Annotated in this window: 20 protein-coding genes; 6 read left to right on the top strand and 14 right to left on the bottom strand. The window is 67.7% G+C overall.

The features are described 5' to 3' along the window. Positions 1 to 412: 412 nt before the first annotated feature. The 3 genes from ACFFXY_RS01740 to ACFFXY_RS01730 form a co-directional block, all read right to left on the bottom strand. A complete protein-coding gene (locus tag ACFFXY_RS01740; protein ID WP_382345269.1) occupies positions 413 to 784 on the bottom strand; it encodes an HXXEE domain-containing protein in 372 nt (123 codons plus the stop codon). Positions 785 to 1,467: 683 nt separating this feature from the next. Then, the gene (locus ACFFXY_RS01735; protein WP_382345267.1) at positions 1,468 to 1,593 is read right to left on the bottom strand and encodes a DUF397 domain-containing protein; all 126 of its coding nucleotides are present in this window, start codon (positions 1,591 to 1,593) and stop codon (positions 1,468 to 1,470) included. 37 nt (positions 1,594 to 1,630) lie between these two features. Then, complete coding sequence (locus tag ACFFXY_RS01730; RefSeq protein WP_382345265.1) at positions 1,631 to 2,464, bottom strand: Scr1 family TA system antitoxin-like transcriptional regulator; 834 nt, start codon at positions 2,462 to 2,464, stop codon at positions 1,631 to 1,633. Positions 2,465 to 2,917: 453 nt separating this feature from the next. Here ACFFXY_RS01730 and ACFFXY_RS01725 point away from each other — a divergent pair, with 453 nt between their 5' ends. Both ACFFXY_RS01725 and ACFFXY_RS01720 read left to right on the top strand, forming a co-directional pair. Further along, on the top strand, positions 2,918 to 3,109 hold the full coding sequence (locus ACFFXY_RS01725; RefSeq protein WP_382345263.1) for a hypothetical protein: 192 nt from the start codon (positions 2,918 to 2,920) through the stop codon (positions 3,107 to 3,109). Continuing rightward, positions 3,102 to 3,419, top strand: coding sequence for a hypothetical protein (locus tag ACFFXY_RS01720; protein ID WP_382345261.1), 318 nt, complete (start codon positions 3,102 to 3,104; stop codon positions 3,417 to 3,419). Before ACFFXY_RS01725 ends, ACFFXY_RS01720 begins: the two co-directional genes overlap by 8 nt. A 77-nt stretch (positions 3,420 to 3,496) precedes the next feature. Here the strand turns inward: ACFFXY_RS01720 and ACFFXY_RS01715 are convergent, their stop codons facing one another. Together ACFFXY_RS01715 and ACFFXY_RS01710 are read right to left on the bottom strand one after the other, a co-directional pair. Continuing rightward, positions 3,497 to 4,195: a hypothetical protein gene (locus ACFFXY_RS01715; RefSeq protein WP_382345259.1), complete on the bottom strand. Its 699-nt coding sequence runs from the start codon at positions 4,193 to 4,195 to the stop codon at positions 3,497 to 3,499. Between the two features lie 29 nt (positions 4,196 to 4,224). Continuing rightward, positions 4,225 to 5,061, bottom strand: coding sequence for a hypothetical protein (locus ACFFXY_RS01710; protein WP_382345257.1), 837 nt, complete (start codon positions 5,059 to 5,061; stop codon positions 4,225 to 4,227). A 148-nt stretch (positions 5,062 to 5,209) separates the two neighbouring features. Here ACFFXY_RS01710 and ACFFXY_RS01705 point away from each other — a divergent pair, with 148 nt between their 5' ends. Then, the gene (locus ACFFXY_RS01705) at positions 5,210 to 5,611 is read left to right on the top strand and encodes a hypothetical protein (RefSeq protein ID WP_382345255.1); all 402 of its coding nucleotides are present in this window, start codon (positions 5,210 to 5,212) and stop codon (positions 5,609 to 5,611) included. A gap of 108 nt (positions 5,612 to 5,719) precedes the next feature. On the opposite strand, the gene ACFFXY_RS01700 is transcribed toward ACFFXY_RS01705, so the two are convergent. The 8 genes from ACFFXY_RS01700 to ACFFXY_RS01665 form a co-directional block, all read right to left on the bottom strand. Then, on the bottom strand, positions 5,720 to 6,931 hold the full coding sequence (locus ACFFXY_RS01700) for a serine hydrolase domain-containing protein (RefSeq protein WP_382345253.1): 1,212 nt from the start codon (positions 6,929 to 6,931) through the stop codon (positions 5,720 to 5,722). Between the two features lie 111 nt (positions 6,932 to 7,042). Then, positions 7,043 to 7,648, bottom strand: a complete 606-nt coding sequence (locus tag ACFFXY_RS01695) for a hypothetical protein (protein ID WP_382345251.1) — start codon at positions 7,646 to 7,648, stop codon at positions 7,043 to 7,045. A 37-nt stretch (positions 7,649 to 7,685) separates the two neighbouring features. Continuing rightward, the gene (locus tag ACFFXY_RS01690) at positions 7,686 to 8,627 is read right to left on the bottom strand and encodes a hypothetical protein (RefSeq protein WP_382345249.1); all 942 of its coding nucleotides are present in this window, start codon (positions 8,625 to 8,627) and stop codon (positions 7,686 to 7,688) included. A 27-nt stretch (positions 8,628 to 8,654) separates the two neighbouring features. Continuing rightward, positions 8,655 to 9,104, bottom strand: a complete 450-nt coding sequence (locus ACFFXY_RS01685) for a hypothetical protein (RefSeq protein WP_382345247.1) — start codon at positions 9,102 to 9,104, stop codon at positions 8,655 to 8,657. Between the two features lie 137 nt (positions 9,105 to 9,241). Beyond that, a complete protein-coding gene (locus ACFFXY_RS01680; protein WP_382345246.1) occupies positions 9,242 to 10,144 on the bottom strand; it encodes a carbohydrate ABC transporter permease in 903 nt (300 codons plus the stop codon). Beyond that, on the bottom strand, positions 10,144 to 11,121 hold the full coding sequence (locus ACFFXY_RS01675; protein ID WP_382345244.1) for an ABC transporter permease: 978 nt from the start codon (positions 11,119 to 11,121) through the stop codon (positions 10,144 to 10,146). Before ACFFXY_RS01675 ends, ACFFXY_RS01680 begins: the two co-directional genes overlap by 1 nt. Further along, entirely contained in the window at positions 11,118 to 12,770 is a 1,653-nt protein-coding gene (locus ACFFXY_RS01670) for a type 2 periplasmic-binding domain-containing protein (protein ID WP_382345242.1), read from the bottom strand. Before ACFFXY_RS01670 ends, ACFFXY_RS01675 begins: the two co-directional genes overlap by 4 nt. A 146-nt stretch (positions 12,771 to 12,916) precedes the next feature. After that, positions 12,917 to 13,924 (bottom strand): hydroxyacid dehydrogenase, encoded by a 1,008-nt coding sequence (locus ACFFXY_RS01665; RefSeq protein WP_382345240.1) that lies wholly within the window; start codon positions 13,922 to 13,924, stop codon positions 12,917 to 12,919. A 350-nt stretch (positions 13,925 to 14,274) separates the two neighbouring features. On the opposite strand from ACFFXY_RS01665, the gene ACFFXY_RS01660 reads away from it, so the two are divergent. The 3 genes from ACFFXY_RS01660 to ACFFXY_RS01650 all read left to right on the top strand — a co-directional run bounded on the left by ACFFXY_RS01660 (position 14,275) and on the right by ACFFXY_RS01650 (position 21,732). Further along, positions 14,275 to 18,507: a putative Ig domain-containing protein gene (locus tag ACFFXY_RS01660; RefSeq protein WP_382345238.1), complete on the top strand. Its 4,233-nt coding sequence runs from the start codon at positions 14,275 to 14,277 to the stop codon at positions 18,505 to 18,507. Between the two features lie 200 nt (positions 18,508 to 18,707). Then, positions 18,708 to 19,112 (top strand): hypothetical protein, encoded by a 405-nt coding sequence (locus ACFFXY_RS01655; RefSeq protein ID WP_382345236.1) that lies wholly within the window; start codon positions 18,708 to 18,710, stop codon positions 19,110 to 19,112. Positions 19,113 to 19,842: 730 nt separating this feature from the next. Beyond that, a complete protein-coding gene (locus tag ACFFXY_RS01650; protein WP_382345234.1) occupies positions 19,843 to 21,732 on the top strand; it encodes a tetratricopeptide repeat protein in 1,890 nt (629 codons plus the stop codon). Here the strand turns inward: ACFFXY_RS01650 and ACFFXY_RS01645 are convergent. Then, entirely contained in the window at positions 21,625 to 23,238 is a 1,614-nt protein-coding gene (locus ACFFXY_RS01645) for a hypothetical protein (RefSeq protein WP_382345232.1), read from the bottom strand. The genes ACFFXY_RS01650 and ACFFXY_RS01645 overlap by 108 nt on opposite strands. Positions 23,239 to 23,532: the final 294 nt, after the last annotated feature.

Here is a 23,532-nt window from a genome sequence, read left to right as displayed (position 1 = left end):
CTGATCTGGTCGCGGCAAGCCCCGCACCCGCGGGGATGAGCCCAGGGATTGCTCTTCGATGGCGATCGACCCGCCGCAAGCTCCGCACCCGCGGGGATGAGCCCCGCAAGGAGGTCTTCGAGCCCAGGCAGACCCAGCAAGCCCCGTACAAGCGGGGATGAGCCCTCGTCGTCTTCCAGCGGCCAGTACTCGATACAGCAAGCCCCGCACCCGCGGGGATGAGCCCTCGCCGTTGGAGGCGCGGATGATCATCGAGTCGCAAGCCCCGCACCCGCGGGGATGAGCCCGACGCCCCTGGACGCACCAAGGACGAGGTCACGCAAGCCCCGCACCCGCGGGGATGAGCCCGGCTCCAGCGGCAGCCACAGGTCCTCGTCGGGGCAAGCCCCGCACCCGCGGGGATTGGTTGGGGTTATTTGGGTTTGCGAAACTTTGTGAGCCAGAGGAGGTCTATTGGGAGGTTGAGGAGGAGGGCGGTTGCGACGCCTGGGGCGTAGCCGCCGTTGAGGATGGCGAGGGGGAGGTGGGGGATGGCGATGTTGATGAGCATGATCGTGGCGAGGGTGGTCACCGGCCAGGTGCGGTCTCTGCGGATGGCGAAGAGGATCAAGACGAGGCCGAGGATGGTGACGATCGCGGTTGCGAGTTGGAAGGCGGCTGCGGAGGGCCATGGGATGGGGAGGCTGGGCGGGAGGCTTTCGAAGAAGGCGGGGGCGGTGAGGGCTTCTTCGAGGTTGTGGAGTGCGAAGGCACCGAATACCGTCCACGCCCAGCCTTTTCGCATGCAGCAAGGCTAGCGGGATTGTGCGGGGGTGGGGGATGGGGCGCCGCGGAGGATTGCGGCGGCTATGCGGAGGGCTCGGGTGAGGCGTTTGCGAAGTGGGGCGCGGGTGGCGCGGGTGGGGATGTGGGCTTGGGCGAGCGGGGCCGAGGATTCGAGGAAGCGGGCCCAGGCGAGTTCGCGGATCACGACGACCTGGTGGTTGGGGGTCTGGAGGAGCGGGTCCGGGGCTTCGTCTCGACGGTGGCGGCCTGTGCGGGTGTCGCGCTGGTAGGTGGGGGAGTTTCGCCAGAGCCACGGGCCGGGGTCTTGGGAGTCGTATGGGGCGGTCCGGAATTGATACCCCGAAAGGGTCATCCGGGTGGGTGTCGGGCGGTTTTCGGGCAGGGTCGACTGCGGTACTGTCGTGAACGACATCGGAAGTAACTCTCCTTGTGTCATGCCGCCCGGTGGAACAAAGTTGGTAGCTGTGAGCCACTGGGCGGCGCTTCTCTCAAACGCCTTATGCGGTTGGTGCGACATGTTCACGGAACGTGTCGGTGCAAGCATGAGGAGTGGTTGTTGATTTTGTCAACCCCTCGTCGCGGCGTGTCCTCAAGTCTTATATGGACAATGCCATCTAGCAGGCACGAGTAAGGGGCCCATCCGGAAGGATGGGCCCCTTACTCGTGGAATTTCGGGATGCGTTACCCGCGGCGGGTGGCGTCGAGGAGGCCGACGAAGTCGGTAGCCGCGAGGTCGAACACGGGGGAGGCCTGGCCGAGCTTCGAGTCGCGGACCTGGAAGGCGCCAACGGTGGAACGGGCCTCCACACAGTTGGAGTTATCGGTGCCGCTGCTGCGGGTGCTCTTACGCCAAGCGGTCGCGCTCTGCATCGAGGTACTCCTCCACTGGTGTTGCACGATGCCAATTCGGCTCGATCGGCCCAGTGTACAACTTCACCCGCATTGGTTCCTCGATGCACGATGTGCGATCACGGATCTGGGTGAAGACGAATCCCGGACCTGCGGTCGGGCTCCCTTCGGGGAGGAACAGCACGAAGTGCCCGCGCAGGGTGTGTGATCTCGCCATGATCCGAATCTCGAAGTTCGGCCGGGCATTCCATTCACGCAAGAGCTCAAGCTGGTCGCGTCGATCGCCCGCTTCGAGCTCACGCAGCCAGAGCAGCGCCGACTCGCCGATGACGGTCTGCGATCGGAAGGGGGCTTCGCGGAGTTCCAAGGTCGTGCGGCGAAGCTCCTTGAATCCGCGCCCGAATCTGGCGACGTCATCGCTGGTCTCTTCGAGCGGCTGGAGAACCTTGTAGTGGAAGGCATCTGTCTGGAACGGGCCGGGAATTCGATCTACCTCCCACGTGAACTCGTAGTTGTAGTGGCGTTCCCCCTTCTGGAGGAGGATCGCATTGAACCGCGGATCGAACTCCAATCCGGTCTGGTCGGCCTTCTTGGTGCGGACCACCTTCTGCACGTACAGGATTCGCTCTTCGTCCGCGCCTCCGAACTGGGTGATGATCTCGCGGACATCGCCGACTGAGGGCTGGCCCTTGCCCTTCTTCCAGTTGCCGATCGTCTGTTGGCTGTAGTCCAGTGCCTCAGCGACTTCGGCATCCGACTTCCCGCTGTCGATGATGCAGTCAGTGAGGTCGCGGATGCCGTACCAGTTCGAGAGCGTCGGTTTGACCATGAGATGTACCCCGCATTTGGTGGGAAAGGCGCTGCTGGCCAATCATGATGACATATGAGGTCCTATTGCGAAACCTGCGGCATTGGAGTAAGGGGCTGCGGTGCAAGGAATTTGGGCCGTAAGGGGCGTCAAAAAATTATGGGGAAATTTTTGACGGGGGTCCCCAGGAGAAGAAGTAGCAGGTCGTGTCGGGTTGCTACCAGCGGAAACGTCGCCTAACTTGGAGTCACGGGGGTCGCAGAAGCGGCTCCTGTCTGGTGGGAAAAGCCGGGAGGCCGAGCCAACGTTCTTGCGAGCGTCGGCCTTCCGGCGCCGTTCGATCGGATATCCGACACTCCTGAATGGAGGGCGAGCATGGCTGGTGGGGCCGAATTGGTGCGGGGCTCGTTCCGAGACGACTATCGGAGCTATACGGTCCGCGCGTCGAGTGCGGACGCGCCCGACTCGTTTCAGGTGATCGCCGGAGCGCGCGAGGACGTCGTCCTCGTCATCTCCGGGCTGAACTCCGGCGACCTGAAGGCGAGCTGGGGGCAGTACTGGGCGCGGCTCAAGCCGCAGGACAAGATCTGGTTGGAGGAGCAGGCGTTCCGGGTGTTCTACCGGGGCAGGCACATCGTGGGCGGGGCGCGGTTCTGCGATGGGTAGCGGCGACGAGGGGCCCTACAACCTCCGGTCCGACGGGAAGCCCGGCGTGGACGGGTACCTGGGGGACTTCCGGAGGGGGCCGGCGGTGTTCACGCTGTATCGGCTCGGGCCCGACCATCCCGGCCGGGCGCAGAAGATGATCGCGTACCTGCTGGACGTCGATGACGGCGTGGGCGCCCGCGAGTGCTGCCGGTTCACCGACGACCCGGAGGACGTGCCCGAATGGGCCGCGACCTGGCTGGGCGACCCGTGGTGCGAGTGGATCCTGGAGCGCTGCAAGGCGCTCATCGACAACCCCGATACCGACTGACCTTGCCCTCCCCAACGGCCCGGTCGGGAGCAGGTGGGCTCCCGGCCGGGCCTCTTCGCGCGGCCCGCTTGGCCCGCTTAGGATTCGGCCGCCGGAGGCGTGTCGAGCGGGGACTCGTCGAACCCGCGGAAGTCGGCGTAAGCGACGATGTTGCGCGAGCGCAGAATGCGCAGGGCCCGGTGCCGCACCTTCAAGAGCACTTCGAGCTCGTTCGGCGACAACGAGCCGAGGTCGACCGCGGGCGGTTTGCCAGTGGTGCGGAGGCGGACGTCTGCGACGATTGCACCGATCGTGACGAGGATCAGCACGATGATCGGCACGATTACCGTCCATAGGGGAATGTCCGCCGTGCCCCGGACGATGACTGCTCCGAGCGCCAGCACCGCGCACACCATCATCATCACCGAGATGCCGCACAGCGTGCGGTCCCACTGCCGGTACGGCGTCAGCGCCCAGGGGACGAGGAAGCCGAGCACCGCGACGCAGGCCAGGCCCGAGCCGATGTACGCGATGGGAAGCAGCGCTTCGGCGTCGATGCCGGTGAGCATCACCAGCGCCAGCGTGACCCCCGCCATCAGTCCGATCACGGTGAAGATCCGCCCGATCACCGCGCATGCGCGGCCCAGGGCCGTGCGGCGGTACCAGCGCTTCGCCAACGTCAGTTCGACGTGGGCGTAGTCGGTGACGACGCGGTTGAGGCTCCCGATGTCGAAGCCCTCGAAGTTCGGATGGATGGTCGCCCACTCGTTGGGCTGTATCGCCGCGGCTTTCGGCATCGCCGGTCTCCCTTGGTGTCCGCCGGTCGTCAGGTCTGCGGGCCGAAGTCGCGCCAGCCGGTGTGGCGGCGTTCGAGGACTCGGCGCCATTCGCGCTCGTCGAGGCCGTCGAGCTCCGACCAGTATCCGAGGGGGAACTCGCCGACGCGGATCAGGTCGGCCTCATCGAGTTTGACCAGGCCGCGGTGCACCACGACCTCCAGGAGCCGCTGCCGGGCCCGCAGGGCGCGGGCGCGCTTGTCGCCGCGCGGGCCGCGGCGGGGCGGCTTGCGGGAGTGCCTGCGGCTCCGGCCTTCGGGTTTCGAGACGAGGCCGAGCACCAGCGTGACGGCGCTGATCAGCCCCGACGCGAGGATCAGGACCGGGAGCCAGGACTCCGCGCTCGCGCTGGAGACGGCGAGCAGCGTGAACGCGCCGGCCGAGCCGATCACGTTGATTGCGTTGACGATCAGCACGAGGGTGCTGCGGCGGCGCGTCTCCCACCAGATGGTGAGCATCGAGAACGCGGAGAGGTTCCCGACCACGAAGGCGAAGTTCGCCAGGGAGAACCAGCTCTGCGCGGCGTCGGCGCCGCTCACGTTGCAGCCGACCGCGACAAGGGCGAGTCCGATCAGCGGCGCTCCTGCGAGCGGGATCGCGATGACCAGGACCGCGGTCCAGCCGACGATGCCGAGCATGCGCGCCACCGTCGAGCCGGGCAGGCGCCCGTACTTGCGGGAGAGCACGGCGGCCTCGGCTTCGCCCCAGCTGAAGGGGCGGGCGAACTCGGCGGTGCGGGCCCAGGAGTCGACTTCCCGGCGTCCCCACTCGTGCTCGGCGCGGTCGACTTTGCGCGCCCATTTCGCCAGCGGTCCGGGGAGTTCCATCGCTGGAGTGTATGGGATCGGTGCAAGGCGCGAAATTGCAGGTCGTGTGGGTTGTCAGTGCGGTGTCAGCGGCGTGTCAGGCGGTCGGCCGATAGTTCTCTCATCAAGGCGAACCGCCGAGAAAACGAACCGCTTGAAGGAGCACGAAATGACCGTCAACATCACCGCCCAGGACGAGATCACCATCCGCACCGCCGCTTGGGGCACCGTCTCGCTCCTCGCCGCCGCCGGGATCGCCGGGTCGGCCCACAAGGTCGCCACCGACGCGGCCCTGGCGCTGAACGCCACGACCGGCGCGGTCGGCCACGTGGTCGCTTCCGCTAAGGGCGCCAAGCTCAAGGGCAAGTCCACCGCGGCCCTCGCCGACGAGGTGTTCCCCGCGCTGACGGAGTCCGTGAAGCTCCTGGAGGCGCAGGACCCGGCCGAGGCCGAGAACTTCCGCAACACGATCGGCGTCGTCATCGACGCGGCCGAGCGGGCGCACAAGGGCGCGCCGAGCCCCACCCTCGCCGAGATGGCCCGCAAGATCAACGAGGCTCTCGCCGCGTAGCCCCTCCCGCCGAACCGCACCACCCGCCGCCGTGCCGCAGGACCTTCGGGTCCTCCTGGCACGGCGGCGAAATGCGTTTGGGCGTCGGTCGGCGGGGGTCGCGGCGGGCTAGGCGTCGGTGTCCGTGCCTGTCCCGGTGCCGGTGCCGCACAGTCCGGCGGTGAGGAGGTCGTTCAACGCCTGGCCGAAGGCGGCCGGGTCGGTGTAGCCGTGCTTGTCGTCGATGTTCCACGACAACGTGATCCGGTGCTCGCCGTCGAGGGAGTGGAACGTCTGGGTCTGGTGGCCCATGCCGTCGCCGACGTGCCCGATGAAGAGCTGCCCGGGTGCGCCGGGGCAGTCGAGGCGGACGCCGCCCAGGCCGAGCCCGTAGTCGAAGCCCGTGCCGGTGTCGATGAACCGGGTGGCCTCGGCGAGCTGCGCGGCCGTCAGGAGGGTGCCGTCGGTGAGCGCGGTGTAGAAGTCGTTGACGTCGTGGACGGTCGAGACGACGCCGCCCGAGGCGCCGAGCTGGGAGTTCGACACTTCGGTGACGTCGAAGTACGGCTCGTCGGGGTCGCCGGTGCTGACGTACGGCACCGAGTGCGCGCCGCGGATGCCGTTGCTGTCGGGGCGGGGGAGGTAGGTGTCGTCGAGGCCGGCGGGCTCGAAGATGCGCTCGCGCAGTTCGTGGCGGAGGGTGTGGCCGGTGCGCTCCTCGATGAGCAGGCCCAGGACCACGTACCCGGTGTTGGAGTAGGACCAGCCTTCGCCGGGGTCGAACGGCGGCGTCTCGCCGGTGCCGATGGCGACCAGTTCCTCTGGGCGGTAGTGGTTCTGGTAGTCCTCGCGGAGCCCGGTGAGGTCGCCCTCGTCCAGGCCGGGGTAGGCGACGGCGACCCAGTCGGGGACCCCGGCGGTGTGCTGGAGGAGCTGGCGGATCGTCGGGTCCTCCTCGTACGGGAGGAGGCCGGGGAGATGGTCGCCGATCGGGTCGTCGAGGTCCAGTTCCCCTTCGCCGTCGAGCTGGAGGACGATCGCGGCCACCATCGACTTGGTGACGCTGCCGATGCGGACCCGGTCACCGGGCCGCGCGGGGCGCGCACCGTCTTCGAGGCTGCGGAGCCCGGCCGCATCGCTCCAGGACTCGCCCCCGTCACGGACCTCGGCCAGTGCCGACCCACCGGTGAGCTCGGCGAACGCCGCGAGCTGCTCCTCCAGGACCGCGGCGTCGAGATCGTCCTGGGGCGGGCCGGCGGCGGCCGGGGCGACCTGAGCGGCAGTGAGCACGCCTACTAGGCCGAGCGCCGCGGCCGCGGCGGGAATCGTGTGTCTTCTCATCATCAGAACCTATGGGCCGCAGCAGAAATGGGCGATCCTGCACACCCCCCGACGTCCGGTACGGCCTGCCCCACCCGCTGCGTGTTCACCCAAGGGCGCCCCCTTCCCCCATCAACGCTTGAACGTCTCCCGCACCAGCTCCCCGAGTTCGACCGTCAGCTCCTCGACCGAGACGGCTCCCGGTCCGAAAAGCTTGTCCTCGAAGCCGTTCCCGCCCGGAAGGTCCCTGCTTTCGAGTGTCAGCCTGAGGTTGCTGGAGGAGGCGATGCACTCGTAGAGCGTCGTGCCAAGGCCGGTGTCGACTTGACGGCAGAGGCCGTACTCCCATCCGTCGAGCGAGTCCGAATCCGCCGACCAGTCCTCTGATCCGAGGCCCAGGCTCGATTCGATCGACGGGTCGTGTTCGCCATAGGCGCGGTCGTCGTCCACGTCGATCGTCAAGGCCAGAAGCTGCCCGCCGCCACTCTCGGACCGCCATCGCCACTCGCACTGATACCGGTGGGACGACCCTCCGGTCCGAACCTCGGGCTGGGCCTCGGGGGCCGCCTCCCATTCGATCAGGTCCGCGGCGACGGCTTCACTGCCCAGGCACGATTCGGTCCACGTGTCCGGCAGCGCGAACCGGTAGTCGAGGTTCAGTCGCATCAGCCACGGGATCAGGCCGATGACCACCGCCAGCACGACGACCACCCCGACCGCGAGGGCCTTGCGCCGCACAGACCACGGCGCCCATCCCCGGGGTGATGGTGCAGGGCTAGATGGAGGATTCATGGTGAAACGACTCCGTATCGACCTCATCCGCACCAGGCGGTGCGGGAATCTCGATCTGCCGCATGGTCCATTCGCTGCGGACGGCGTCGATCGCGGTGTAGATGTCCTCGTCGGCGGTGTCGAGTGCCTGCTCTACATTGGTGAGTTCCTTGTTGAGCTCGTCGATGAACTCATCCAAGTTCTTCGCCGACATCTCCTTCTCGGCCGACTGGATGCTGTAGACCCCGGATGCCAAAGCCCCCGCGCCGCCGCCTGCCGCGGACGCGATCGCGGCGGCACCGGCCGCCGCGGCCAATCCGAATCCCATGGTCGCCAGGCCGATCACGGTGACACCGACCGCTACGGTCAGCGCGGCCTGTGCAGCCCAGTACCCGTCGATGAGGCCCTGCGCGAGTTCGAGAGCGCCTTCGATCTGGCTCTTGACGGCTGCAATGGAAGCGGTCACCGCGAGGTCGAGCGACATGCACGCGTTGATCGCCGAGGCGAAGAGTTCCGCTTGGCGCGACTGCGCCGGAGCGTAGGCCGAGAAGTACTCCTCGAACGCCTCTGCGGCGTCCCCGTACCAGTTGCCGATTTTTCCCAGAACGTTCCCCGGCGCGCCTTCGAGATCGACCATGCTCAGCGCGGCGGACTCAAGGGTGGCTTGGGCTGACCGGAAGGGCTCGGGTTCGATTTCGACGATGCGGCGAGTCCGCTCGGGGAGGTTGCCGAGGAAGTCCAGGCCCCCACCGGGATACGCCTCGTCGACTTTCTGAAGCGCGATCTCGTAGTAGACCGGGAAGCTCGGACCACCGGCGATGGAGCCGGCCGCGGTGAGCACGTTCCAATCGGCGACGGCCATTTCAAGGGCAAGAAGCTCCCTGATCTTGGGGGCCAGTTCAGACAGGTGACCTTCGAGTTGATCGAGTGTGTAGCGTTCTGCCATCGTGTTCGGGCTCCTCGGTGGTCCGGGTCAGTCGTCTCTCGGGGTGGGCTCGTTGCGATCGCTCGCCTCCGGATACACCGGCGGCCGAGGCGGGGGTTGCGTCTGGCCGGTGGGGAAGTCCTCGGCTCGGAAGGAGTCGAAATCGGCCCGGGTCGCGTCGTCCGTATCGGCGTAGCTGTCGGTGACGTCGATGAGTGTCACAGCCGCCGCCTCGATGTTCTCGCTGCTGCGGGCGAAGGCGTATTGAACGTCGTCTCGAAGGGCCACTAGGGCAGAGCCGGAACGGAGTGAACGCTGCCCTCCCGCCAGGGTGCCGCCGGTTGGCATCGGGTCGAGATTGCATGCGCCGGTCTCATCGACCTTGGAGGAGAGGGCGCTGTACTGCTCGGCGAGGGGGCGCAGGTCGTTTTGGGCGACTTCGTAGAGCTCGTAGAGGTCGGCGGCGAATTGGCCGCCGGAGCCGGGGGAGTCGGGCATGCGGGGGCTCCTGGGGATCGGGTGGGGGAGGGCGGGTTGTGGGGAGGCTACTAGAGGTTACTACGGGAATGTCGAAGATGCGGTACTTAGGGAGGGCATGGGGAAAGGGGCCGAACGGTGTTCGGCCCCTTGGTGGTCTAGCCCTTGATGGCTCCGGTGAGGACACCGGAGGTGAAGTAGCGCTGGAGGAACGGGTAGACGATGAGGATGGGGACGGTGGCGAGGACGATCACTGCCATCTGGAGGGTGACGCCGGGTGGGGGCGGGGCGTCGCCGGTGAGGGTGGCGCCGGGGATTTGGACGCCGGCGAGGACGTACTGCTGGAGGACGACCTGGATGGGCCACTTCTCGGAGTCGTTGATGTAGAGGAGGGCGTTGAAGTAGGTGTTCCAGTAGCCGACGGCGTAGAACAGGCCCATGACGGCGAGGACGGGTTTGGAGAGTGGGAGGACGATCTGGAGGAAGATCCGCCATTCGCCCGCGCCGTCGATGCGCGCCGCTTCGATGAGCTCCTCGGGGAGTCCTTGGAAGAAGTTCCTGATGACGATCATGTTGAAGGCCGAGATGAGGCCGGGGATGATCAGGGACCAGGTGGAGTCGAGGAGGCCGAGGTACTTGATGAGCATGAAGTTGGGGATGATCCCCGCGCTGAAGAACATCGTCGCCAGCACCAGGATCAGCACGGCCTTCGCTCCTGGGACTTGGCGGGTTCGCGCTAGGCCCCATGCCAGCATTGAAGTCGCGGTAAGGGAGAGGACCGTGCCGACCACCGTGATGAACAGCGAGTTCTGGAGACCTTGAGTGACCGTGCCGCCGTTGAAGATCGCCCTGTAGGCGTCGAGGGAGAACTCCGTCGGGAAGAAGACTCCGGCGCGGGCCTGGGCCGGGGAGGCGAAGCTCATTGCGATGACGTACACCAGCGGGTAGAGCATGGTGATGACGATCAAAGCGATGACCAGGGCCTTGATGGCGCGCACCCACGGGGAGGGCGGGCTCATCCACGGGGCGCCGTGGCGGCGCTGCTGTGCGAGTGCGGTCATCAGAAGATCCCCTCTCCGCCGAGGCGTTTGGCGATCCTGTTGGCGGACAGGACCAGGATGGTGCCGATGACTCCCTTGAGGAGTCCGGCGGCGGTCGCGATGCCCCATTGGCCGCCGAGGACGCCGCGGAAGTAGACGAACGTGTCGAGCACTTCGGCCGCCTCGGCCCCCACCATCGGCTGCTGAAGGAGCAGTTGCTCGAAGCCGACCGTCAGGATCGAGCCGATGTTGAGGATGAGCAGGAGCGTCGCGACCGGGACGAGCGCCGGGAGCGTGATGTGCCAGGTCCGCTGCCACGGGGTCGCGCCGTCGATCGCCGCGGCCTCGTACCGCTCGTTGGGGATGCCCGCGATGGCGGCGAAGAAGATGATCGTGCCCCAGCCGCATTCCTTCCACACCACCTGCGCGACGACGAGGAGCTTGAAGGTGTCGGCGTTCGTCATCGCGTCGAACCCGCTCACCCCCATGTCCCCCAACAGGTTCGCGATGAGCCCGCCGCCGCCGAGGACCTGCTGCCACACCGAGATGACGATGACCCACGACAGGAAGTACGGCAGGTAGACGACGGTCTGGACCATGCGCTTGACGCGGTCGGAGATCAGCGAGTTCAGCAGCAGCGCGAGCGCGATCGGCGCGGGGAAGGCGAAGACCAGTTGCAGCACCGCGATGACGAGGGTGTTGCGCAGCGCCATGAGCACTTCGGGGTCGCCCCAGATCGCGGTGAAGTTCGCGAAGCCGACCCACGGGGAGCCGTCGATGCCGCGGAACGGCGTGTACTCCTGGAACGCGACCACGTTGCCCAGCATGGGGACGTACGCGAACACCAGGAAGAACAGCGCGCCGGGGACGATGAAGGTGTAGGTCCACCGCTCGCGCCAGATGCGCTGGCGCAGTGAGGTCTTCGGCTTCCGGGGCGGGGTGGGCCCCGGGGCCCGCGCGGTGCGGGCCTCGGGGCTTGCGGCGATGTTCACGCTCACTCGGACGCGTCCTTGAGCGCCCGGGTGTACTCGTCCTTGACCTGGGTGCCGCCCTGCGACATGTAGTTGGAGACGAAGGACTCCAGGTCGCCGATGCTCTCGCGGCCGGTCACGACGCCGCGCTCGTAGTCGTCCCAGAGGGTCTGGAGCTGCGCGCCCTTGGCGACGAACGTGTCGGAGGCGCCTTCGAGGCCCGTCAGCGGCCGGTCGATCGAGTGCTGCGCCATGGACTCCATGACCTGCGAGAAGGACTCCGCCCACGGCGCCTGGTTCGGGTGGCCGCGGTAGGAGTTGTCGCCGGAGACGACGCCGACGTACTGGACGCCCAGCTCGGTCGCGTACTCCGGGTCGGGGATCGGGATGCCGTTCTCGTCGAAGTCGAAGTGGCGGCCCTCGATGCCGCTGCCGATGAACAGGGCCTCCTCCGAGCCGTAGGGCGCCGAGAGGTAGTCGAGGACGTCGAGGATGCGGTGGAGCTGCTCCTCGTCCTCCGCGGCCTTGGCGGAGACGCACGTGGAGCGGCCGTAGGGGATGTTGCGGACCACGAGCTGACCGGAGCCGTCGAAGCCGGGCAGGTCGAAGTAGTCGTAGGTCGCGCCGGGCAGGTCGTGCTCCTTGAGCGCCAGGCCGTCCGGGCTGGTGAACATCGCGCCGACGGCCTCCCAGGTGAAGGCCGCGCCGGAGATGATGTCGGCGGGGTTGGTGGTCATGGCGACCGGGTCGAACACGGCCTCGCCCCACGCCTGGGCGAGCCATTCGAGCATCGCCTTGTAGTTCTCGGTCTCGCTGGCGTGCACCAGGTCCCCGTCGGCGTCGAGCTGCCAGTCGGGGCCGACCTTGAACAGGCGCCGCCACATGACGGGCTCGTACTTGTTGACGCCGTAGACCTGCTGGCCGCCGGGGCCGGTGCCGAGCGCCGTCACTTCCTTGAGGACGGTGAGCAGCTGGTCGGCGTCGGCGGGCGCGAGGCCGACCGAGGTCTGGCCGAGGAGGTCGGTGCGCACGATCGGGAGGTTGGTGAGCGCCCAGACGGTGGAGGGGATCTGGTAGATGCGGCCGTCCTTGAGGCTGGCCTTCCAGATCTCCTCCTTGCGCGCGGCCAGGTTGGGCCACTTGAGGATGTTGTCGCCCGAGAGGGTCTCGGAGAGGTCGGCGAAGGCGCCGTCGCGGATGCCCTGGAGGTTCACTGCGGACTGGTCGTTGACGAACACCAGGTCGGGGACCTCGCCGGAGGCGAGCATCGTCGCGAACTTCTGGTCGAACACCGGCTGGGGCACGAACTGCGGCTCGAACGAGACGCCGAGGCGCTCGTTGAGCTCCTGCCAGTACGGGTTGTCCTCAAGCGGGGTCGAGGGGTCGCCCCACGTGAGCTGGAAGCTCGTGACGGTGCCGCCGGAGGCGGGCTCGCGCTCCACGGACTTGAAGAAGGTCTGCACCGGCTCGGTGTAGACCGACTCCATTCCCGGTGTCCCACTGGTGAAGTACGGCTGCACGTCCAGTTCGGGGGCGGCCTGGAACGTGGGGATGTCGTAGTCGCCGCCGGTGGCGCCGCGCGCGTTGTCGGAGCAGGCGGAGGTGGAGCCGACCGTGGCTGCTGCGGCGGCGGCGCCGACCGCTCCGAGGAGCCGGCGGCGGGTGAATTCGGCCATGAGGGGCCTCCTTGATCAACGTTGATACTGGTGAGGGATATTGCTGGTCACGGGATAGAGAACGGTATCATTCGATATGCAGAACGGTCAATCTCTAGCCATGTCTTACTGGAAATTCATGAGAGATACCGATTTCTATCGGTTGCTCAGGCCTGCCGCCACAGTGTCGCCGGGTCGACCCGGTGGGCCAGGTCCTCGCCGCGCGCCCACCGCTCGGCCTCCTCGACCATGAACAGCCCCATGCGGGACAGCTCGTTGCCGTGCGAGCCCGCGACGTGCGGGGTGACGAAGGCGTTCGGCAGGTCGTAGAGCGGGGACTCGGCGGGGAGCGGCTCGGGGTGGGTGACGTCGATGACCGCGGAGAGGCGCCCGGCGGCGACTTCTGCGGTGAGCGCGTCGGTGTCGACCAGGCGTCCGCGCGCGGTGTTGACGACGACGGCGCCGTCCTTCATGGCGGCCAGGCGCTCGGCGCTGATGAGCTTCGCGGTCTCGGGCAGGTCGGGGGCGTGGACGCTGACGACGTCGCAGCGGGCCACGAGCGCGTCCAGGTCCACCAGCTCCGCGCCGAGCTCGGCGGCCTCGGCCCCGTCCAGGTAGGGGTCGGCGACGAGGACGTCGAAGTCGAAGGGGCGCAGCAGTTCGATGACGCGGCGGCCGATCTTGGAGGCGCCGACGATGCCGACGGTGCGCCCGAAGTTCCCGACCTCGGGGTGGACGTGTCCGAGCGTGAACGACCGCTGTGTGCGGAAGTCCTCGCGCAGGCTGAAGATCCCCTTGCCCGCCATGAGGATCGAGGCGAGCGTGTACTCGGCGACGGGCAGGGCGTTCGCGCCCGAGGACGAGGAGACCGCCAGGCCCCGCGCCCAGCCCTCCTCGGCGACGATCGACTTCACCGTCCCGGCCGCGTGGAGCACGGCCCGCAGCCGCGGCGCCTTCGCGAGGGCCTCGGCGTCGAGCCGCGGCACGCCCCAGCTGGACACGAGCACCTCGGCCTCGGCGAGGACCGGCTGCACGGCCGGGTCGGCGAAGTCCTGGGCGACCAGGCCCGGGTCGAGGTCGAGCGCGTCGCGCAGGCGGCGCATGAGGGGGTCGGGGAACAGGAGGGGGAGGAACTCGGGGCTCATGGCGAGCAGCGCCCTCGGTCGGTCGGCCACGCGGGGTCCTTCTGTCGGCTCGATAGATATCGGTTTCTAGATTAAGGATCACTTGACGGCTTGTCGAGCCTCTGTCATCGACGAATCCCCATGCCCCGGCGTAGTCGTCCCGTAGTTAGGGTCTGATCTTCCAGCTAGAAGCGCTGTCGTTCGGACATAACGATTCGGTAACCGGTCGAGTCGCCTCTCCCGGAAACGCCCGATTGTGCAGAGACCGTTATCTGTCATGTCCTTGATTCGGGCCCGTGCAACCGCTATCGTCCGCATAGATGGATGCTGATATCCGGAAGGACAGTGCATTGGAAAGACGTGCATCGGGGCATGTCCCTCACCGAAAGCGCCTGCGCCTCTTGGCGACCGGCGCCGCCCTCGCCACGGGGCTCGGCCTGCTCTCGCTGCCTGCCCAGGCGCAGGCGCAGACGACGCAGTACGGCGACCTCCTCACCGACCATGTCGTGGCGATCAACGAGACGGTCTCCGACGCCGGGTTCGTGCACCCGGGCGTGGGCCTGACCGCCGACGACCTGCGCAGCGCCCAGGAGATGGCCCGCGCCGGCCAGGAGCCCTGGGCCTCCTACTTCGCCGCGATGGCCGACACGGCCTTCGCGTCCACGACGTACCGGGCGTCGAACTCCAAGTCCGCCGCCGAACCCGACGTGCCGCTCGACCCCACCTTCGTGCAGGTCGGCATGCGCAACCGCGAGACCAACGACTCCTTCGGCGCGCTCACCCAGGCGCTCATGTGGACGGTCACCGGCGACGAGGTGTACCGCCGCAACGCCATCCAGGCCCTGCGGACCTGGGCGAACATGGACCCCACGAAGTACGCGTACTTCCCGGACGCCCACATCCACACCGGCCACCCGCTCTACCAGTTCCTCATGGCCGCCGAGATCATCCGCGCCACCGACCCGGTGGACGACGACACCCCCGGCGAGTACGGCGGCTACGACGTCGCCTGGTCCGACGAGGACGACGCGGACCTGCTCGCGAACTTCGCCGACCCCGTGGTGGAGACGTTCCTGTTCTCCAACGAGCGGTGGATGAACCAGCACAACTTCGGCCTGTTCGGGCGCATCGCGACCGCGATCTACGCCGACGACGCCGACGCCTACGCCACCGGCGTCGAGTGGTTCACCGTCAACTCCGGCGACACCGCGTACGACAACGGCGCGCTCGCGCCGCTGCTGCCGCGCATCGACGCCGACGACCCGCGCAACCCCTACGGCACCGACTTCGTGCAGATGCGCGAGATGGGCCGCGACCAGGCGCACGGCGAGTGCAACATCGACAACTTCACCGGCCTCGCACGCATGCTCGAAGTCCAAGGGACGAAAGTCGATCCGGACGCCGGGACCGTCTCCGAGTCCGCTGACGCCGTGTCCGCCTACGACTTCCTCGACCGGCGGCTCCTCGACGGCGCGAACGTCTTCTACGGCTTCATGATGGGCGCGCCCACGCCGTGGATCGACGAGACCGGCCAGGGCGTCACCATCGCCCAGGCGTACCGCGGGCGCCTGTTCAACCCCGTCAACGAGCTGTACTACGAGTACGCGCTCGAACGCGGCGTGGACGTCGCCGCCGAGGCCCCGCACCTCGCCGAGCTCGCCGACCGCATGACCGGCCCGTACTACTGGTACGGCACGGGCGTCGCGAACTTCTGGTCCCCGGGCGACAAGAACCCCGAGTACTGGGTGGCGTTCCCCGAGTCCCTCGCCGGGACCGAGCCCGCGCCGCTCCCCGAGACCCCGGAGCTGTCGTTCGCCGACGCCTCGCTGGCCCTCGACGCGGGCACCGGGCTCGTCACCGAGGACGGCGAGACGTTCGCGCGCGCCTCGCTCACCGAGGACGGCACGACCAGCGTCGTCGGGCGCATGATGTACGGCGCGAACGCCCGCATCGGCCTGCGCTTCCGCAGCGACGGCCCCGCCGGCCTGGAGGTCCTCTACAAGGAGGAGGCCACCGGCCTCAACCCCGACGAGGCGCCGACGCGGACGCTCGCGGCGCTCGAACTGCCGGACACCGGCGGCGAATGGCGATACGTCACGTACCCCGCGGGCGGCCAGAACGTCAACTTTTACCGCCTCACCGGCGCCGAGGGGACCACCGTCGACCTCGACTCGGTGACCCTCTCCGCCGCCACCGACCTCACCGCGCCCGTCTTCGAATCCACTCAGGACGCCTACTTCCTGACGGCCCGCGACGAGGCGGCCATCGACCTGTCCGCCTCCGACACCGAAGGGACCGTGGCCTACACGGCCGACGGCCTGCCGCGCGGCGCCGACTTCGACACCGCCACCGGGGTCCTCACCTGGGAGCCCGCCAAGCGCGAGACCCGCACCTACGAGGTCCAGGTCGTGGCCGACGACGGCGAGTCCGTGGCCGCCCGCACCGTCGAACTCGTCGTGTCCCCCAACCGGAAGCAGACCGTCGAGAACGCCGTCAAGCACGGCACGGACCGCCGCACCGAGTACACCACCGCCACGCACGAGCCGTTCGAGACCGCCCGCGACGCGGCCAAGGACGCCGCCCGCCACGGCACTCAGGCCGAGTTCGACGCCGCGATGGACGCCCTGCTCGACGCGATCAGCGCGCTCGTGCCGCTCAACCCGCTGCTGGCCGACGGCACGTTCGACTACACCGGCGCCGCGGCCCCCACCGGGGTCAACGCCGCCGCGGTCGCCGCACTCGCCGACGGCGACAACACCACCCACGCAGGCGACCTGCGGTCGGGCTCGTTCACGCTCGACTTCGGGACGCAGTACCGGATCTCGGCCGAGTCGTTCGCGTTCCAGGCCCGCTCGCTGTTCCCGAACCGCTCGCAGGGCACCAACGTGTACGGCTCGAACGACGGCGTCACCTGGGACCTCCTCACCGAGCACCCGACCACCGAGACGAGCCGCACGGAGTCCATCCCGGTCGTCGCCGAGCACGCGGGCGAGGCGTACCGGTACCTGAAGGTCCAGCTCGACGAGCCGGGCATCCCGACCGACCCGGCCTACCCGGGCATCTGGTCGATCGGCGAGTTCCGCATCGACGGTGAACGCAGCGAGGTCCCCGGGACGATCACCACCGCCACGATCGCGTCCCCTGACGCGCTGGCGGGCAGGGTGACCGCGGGCGATGCGGTGGACGTCGCGTTCACCAGCCCGGCCGCGATCACCGGCGTGACGGCGTCGATCGTGGGCCAGCCGCTCACCGTCGCCTCAGAGGACGGTCTGAACTGGACGGCCACGGGCGTCCTCGGCGACCTCGACGGCGGCGGCCCGCTCGACCTGGCGATCGACCACACCACGGCCGACGGCGACACCGCCGCGACGGTCCACGGCTCGACCGACGGGACCGTCCTGTACGGCTCCGACGAGCGGAACCTCGTGGACCTGTCGGCCGCCGAGGTCGTCACGGCCGCAGGCGAACCGGACACGGCGAAGGCCCCGCACTCGGCGGCGATGCTCGACGGGAACGCCGCGACGTTCAGCGACGTGCCCGTCGTGGACGGGCGGTCCACGCTGATCTGGGACTTCGGCGAGGGCGCGAGCCTCACGCTCGACCGCGCCGACTTCCTCGCCCGGCAGGACAACAACGGCATGATCCGCATGGCCGACCTCGTCCTGGAGGGCTCGAACGACCTCGAATCGTGGACGCGGCTCACCGACCCCGCGGTCAAGACCCTGTCCTGGCAGGGCCTCGACGCCGAAGGGACCGAAGGCCACCGGTACCTGCGGGTGTCCAACGGCGCGCTCATCGACATCGCGGAACTGCGCGTCTTCGGCAGCCTCGGCCTCGACCTGGACGCCATCGTCGCCCGGGCCGAAGCCGTCGACCTCGACGCGCACTCGCGGGCATCGGCGATCCTGTTCACCCGCGAACTCGACGCCGTCAAGGCCGCCGCCGAAGCCGAAGGCGCCGACGGGACCGCGCTCGCGCGCCGGCTCCTCGACGCCTGGGGCCTCCTCGAAGCCCCGGCGACCGCGCAGGCCGCCGCGGTGGACGCGGCCTGGGTCGCGGCGAGCAGCGGCTCCTGGGACGGCACGAAGGACGCCGCCGCCAACGGGTGGGCGCTCTTCGACGGCGACACCGCCACGTACACCGACACCACGGCCGCCAGCGGCTGGGTGCGGGTCCTGCCCGGCGGCGACGCCGCGTTCACCGTGGAGGCCGTGCGGTTCCACCCGCGCTCGACCCACGTCTCGCGGGCCGTCGGCGTCCAGTTCCAGGGCTCGAACGACGGCGGCGCGACGTGGACGACCTTCGCCACCGCGACGAGCGCGAGCGCGGGCTGGAACACGATCGACCTCGCCGGGGCCGTCGAGTACGGGGCGCTGCGGGTGAATGCCCCGAGCGGGAACACGAACCTCGCCGAGGTCGAGTTCCTCGTGAAGACCGCCGACCGGACGGGGCTCGAACTGCTCCTCGGCGAGGCCGCGGACCTCGCCGAAGCCGACTGGACGCCCGCGTCCTGGACGGCCCTGACCGCGGCCCGCGACGCGGCCGCCGCGGTCGGCACGGACGCCGCCCAGGGCGAGGTGGACGCGGCGGCGGACGCGCTCGCCGCCGCCCTCAATGCCCTTGAACAGGCATAACACCGTTCGATGACGGGAGCCCCGGCCGCTGACAGCGGCCGGGGCTCCCGCGTTCATGCGGCTCAGCGGCATGTCAGCGCCCTGTCAGCGGCCGCGCCGATAGTTGCGGACATGAGCGGAACACGACCGATACCGACCACCACCGGCTTATCGTCGAGATCCCGCCCGCCGACCGCAACACCGAGACCAGGAGCACCGCCATGACCGTCGAACTCACCGCCCAGGACAAGTCCACCATCCGCACCGCCGCCTTCGGCGCCGTCACCCTCATGTCGTACGCGGGCATCGCCGGATCGGCCCACAAGGTCGCCACCGACGGCTCCCTCGCCCTCACGGCCGCCACCGGCGCGGTCGGCCACGTCCTCGCCGAGAAGCAGCGCGACTTCAAACTCCAGGCCAAGACCTCCGCCGCCCTCGCCGACCAGGTCCTCCCCGCCCTGACCGATTCGGTCAAACTCCTCGAAGCCCAGGACCCCGCCGAAGCCGAGAACTTCCGCCACACCATCACCGTCGCCCTCGCCGCCGCCAACCGCGCCCACCGCGGCGAACCCAGCCCCACCATGGCCGACATGACCCGAAAGATCACCGACGCCCTCAACGCATGACCGGCCCCGACCCGGGGCCCTGCGAACAATGTCCGTCGCAGGGTCCCCGGTCCGTCCGTCGTACTCGCTTCACTTACGGCGAGAACCTCGCAATGAACTCCAGAGCCAACGAAAGTAAATGAAGTCCTTCCAATTCGAGAAGAGTCAGGAAATGAACAATCGGTCTGCTCGGAATATTTGAAATAATCACCTGTGATTGTCGGTGATCTTCCGGAAGTTCGACTTCGATGCGAGTTTCGCTGGTAGCGCGTGCCTTCAGGCTGGCACCCGGTGCCGCTGCCGGGGAATCGAGGGGCGAGGGGTCTTTACGCCACGGGTAGGATTCTAGTATTGTGTTTGGACTCACTTACCCTCTAGCGCAATGACTTCCAGGGACAACGTGGTCCCAGGACGCGGTACCGGACGGGGAGATTCGAGGAGCCGGATGCCTGGCACAGAGTTCTGGACAACCGCTAATGATGCCTGTAGCGTGGCCGACGAGAACGGCCACCTCTCGGCAGTCCCTCTCCCTGCCTCTGCGCGCGCCTCTGATCCAGCAAAACCCAACCAAACGGGGGACGTCTATGGTATCTCTGCGTATCGGCATGTGATCATAGGGTCAAGGGTTCCGTGGCCGATCGCTAGGACGTTGGGTCGGAAGGAGTGAACCGCCATACCAGACGAGTCCAACTTCCGTAACCATCTCCAGGACGCCAGGATCGAGAACCTTATTCAGGCTTACTCGGTCCAGTTGGGGGCCATCAAGCCTCCGAAGCCGATGGAGGCGGCGCTGCCGCCTCGTCACTGGGTCGACCGCAGCGAAGTACTCGAAGCGGTCATAGAGCGCCTGACCGCACCCGAACGATCGCCCGTGGCGGTCTTCGCGCAATCGGGCACGGGTAAGACCGCGCTGATGCTGAAGATCGCCGAACTGCTCCGCGAACGATTCCCCGACGGCCAGATCTTCATCGACCTGTCAGCCGAGCGACCTGTATCCGCGATGAGATCAGTGCTCATGAGACTCGGCGAACCGAGCGACCGCCTGTCCGATTCCCTCGGCGCGCTTCTCAGTCATTATCGCTCCATCACCAGTGACAAGACGCTTCTCGTCATGGTCGACGGCGTGGACCGCGCGAAAGAGGCCATGCTGTTCCAGCCGAGTTCCCGGCAGTCGAGCCTCCTGTTGAATGCAGAGCACCGACTCGACGACCCAGACCTCCAGCAATTCGAACTCAGCGAACTCGATCCAGCGGACGCCGCTCTCCTGTTGCAGCGCCTTTGCCCCTGGATCGAAGCCTCGGAATCCGGCGCGCTCGTCGAAGTCCACGGAGGGTCTCCGGCGAAGGTCAGACGACTCGCGGGACTGATGCGAGCGAGACGCCACCGCAACGGCCGATCAGAGACCGGAGTCCTGGCGTCGTATTCGCCGGAGCGCGTCCTGAATGAGACTTTCAAGGCCTTGAGCCCCTCCGCCGCATGGCTTTCCGACTACTTGAGCGCACTCCCCGGCGAGGAGTTCGAGCAGTCGATGCTCTCGATATTCCGCACTCCCGACGACGCGCACTCAGACGCATTCGAGGAACTGGTAAACGCACAGCTCGTCTCCGAATCGCATCCGGGACGATACCGGCTGGAGCCGTTCGTCATCCGTGACGCCAACAGGGCACGCGGCGCGAGAAGCCTTCCAGTGGAACTGTTCACCGCCATGCACCAGACGCTCCGCTGGTACCTCCGGCGCGCAAGGCTTGCAGACGAGGCCATCATGGGGGACCGGCTTCGCCTCGGCGTCGCCCCCGACGACATCCGGACCCAGGGGTTCACCGACAGCGCTGAGGCGCTCAACTGGTTCGAACGGAACCACCATGCACTGCTGAACGCCATGAGGATCGCGGCCCTGCACGGCTGGCGGACCGAAGCCTGGTCGCTCGCCGAATCCATGTGGGCGTTCTACACCAACGCACCGCACCCGAAAGAGGCCGAACGGTGCTATCGCCTGGCGGCCGTCGTGGCCGACAGCGCGCGCGCCGAGTCCCGGATCCTGTCGCTGCTCGGCAAGACGCTCACCGACCAAGGGCGTTTCGGGGAGGCCGACGAGGTCTTGATCCAGGCGCTCGCACTCGCGCAGGACGAAGGCGACTTGGCGCTCATGGGGACCGCGACCGAACTGCGGGGCAGGCTCCTCCACAAGCAGGGACGTCCGGACGAGGCGGTGGAGGTCTATCAGGCGGCGCTGGCCAACGCCCGAACCCGAGGGCGGGCCAGATCCGAAGCCTGGCAGCTGCTCTTCCTCGGTCAGGCCCATGTGGACATAGATGACTCCTTCAGCGCGAGGGGGTATTTCGAGAAGGCGCTGGACAAGTTCGTCGAGGCAGAGGACGCGAGGACCGCGGCGATGGTCCGGTTCGAGCTGGCCATGCTCGACCTGGCGGAAGAGCCGGGAGCGACCGAGGAGGCGCTGAAGGCCATCGGATGGATGCACCGGCTCGGCCTCGCGGTCCACGAGGCGCGGTTCCTTGAGCGGCTCGGCAACGCCCTAGGCGAGGACGAAGGCAAGCGGTACCTTGAACAGGCGCTTGAGATATACGAAGACATCGGAGATGTCGACGGCGATCGCCTTCGACGCCAGCTTCTCCAGCATTAGGCAGATCGCGGTGGCGATCCAGTCGAGCACCCGCCGCTCCCCCTGCACCTTGATCCTCTCCCCGCCTTTCAGATCGATGTACACCTGCTTGGCGTCGATCATCACGCTGATGTTCTCCACCAGCGGATTGCCCGACCGGACGCTCTCCGCCAGCGCAGCCGCCTCGGGCTCGGTGTGGATCCTCTCGTGGAAGCGGATCACGTCAGCGGTGCTCGTCATCTCGCTGTCCAGGCAGCCCCCCTCGGCGAGCCGGTGCGAGCCCGGCCTCCATTGCTCCGTCGCCGGGTAGCACCGGCGATCACCTTCGCCTCGGTCCAGATCCCAGACGACGGAGAACGCTCCCGTGGCCTCGCTTCCCGGAAGCGGCGTCCCAGACGGGATGAGTTTCACCCGCGCTCTCGGTGCGGACTCCAATTCGAGGAGCTCGTGCACGATCTCGGCGAGCCGCTGCGCGGTGCTGAACTCGACTTTGGCCAGCACCTGAGTGAAGTCGAAGTCGAGCGGCGTCCACCCGTCGATCAGCGCCTCCAACTGACGGCCCAAGTCCCTGTGCTCGTCGATGAGGGGCAATGCCTCGCGGAACCGGTGAAGCGGCGAGTCCGCGCAGATGTCGTCAGTGCCGATACCGGGCAGCGTCGCCACGGGCTTGCCGATCGCGGCGGAGTAGAAGGTCGTCGACCCCATGTCGCCGATCACCAGGTCCGCGGCGATGGACAGGTCCCGCCACTCCTCCGGTTCGGTCATGATCAGTCCGTTGGCGCGCTGCTTGTCGAGCAGCGTCGACAGCGCGATCCCGTTGTCGAACTCCAGGTTCGGGTGCGCGACCACGGCGACCCTGAACGTGTCGGGCAGCCTGTCGAGCAGGTCCCGGACGAAGTCGAGGTGCCGCACCGCCAGCGAGTTCGGTCCGAACGAGCTTGAGAGGACGATCAGCCGCTGCTCGGGCGCGATGCCGTAGTGCGCGCGGTACACGAACTTGCGATGGCGGCTCTTCTCCAGCCGCTCCATGCACACGTCCCCCGTGACCTGCGCGTGCGGGACGGCCGCGGGGAAATCGCGCTCCAATTGGGCGAGCGACTCCGGACCAGGGAGCGCGATGCAAGTGGTGAGCTTCCCGTTGTCGCCGACGTGTTGGCTGGGGGAGATCCCCGAGACCCCGTTGATCCCCTTGCGCAACCGGTTGTGACCGGCGCCGTGCGGCAGTGTCAGCACATGGCAGTTGAAACGATGAAGGTCCTTGTGCGGACTGGAAGAGATCACGAGGTCCGGATCGAGACCGAGGGCCTTGAACCATTTCAAGGGTGCGATCCGCTTGCGGCGTCCCCAGGCGAGTGCGCCCGCGAAGTAATCCGATCCGGGAAGTAGGGAGTACTCGACTTTGATGTCGGTCCCCTGGAGATGAGGGGTCAGATCGAGGTCGATCCTTGCCAGGGACTGGTAAGTCCGGCCGACGACGAGGACGGTTCTCAGGGGCACGAAGCTCGCGCCGGGAAATCTGTCGTTCATTCGTGATCTGAAACCACCCTGAACTCGAAGCAAAAAATGCCTGGCGCCCACGCCGTCGTCCGGATCGGGACGGCCGAGACGGCTCTGCGGTTTGTCGGAGCCAGACCTGACTGCCGTGGTGGACCGCTGTCTGCACGCCGCTACGAGTATTACCTGGGCCGGTTCCGCTGTCAACGCGGGGAGGGAAAGAAGAACGGCCGCCCGCCCACGCGATCCGGAAGGTAGTACCTTTCGCGTTCAAGCGTTGCGCCACGAGTCTACTGAGGTCGGATGGGTCGAGCCCCATTTAAGCCT

The sequence above is a fragment of the Glycomyces mayteni genome (assembly GCF_042428885.1).
Lineage (GTDB): Bacteria > Actinomycetota > Actinomycetes > Mycobacteriales > Micromonosporaceae > Glycomyces > Glycomyces mayteni.
This window is presented reverse-complemented; position numbering and strand designations above follow the sequence as displayed.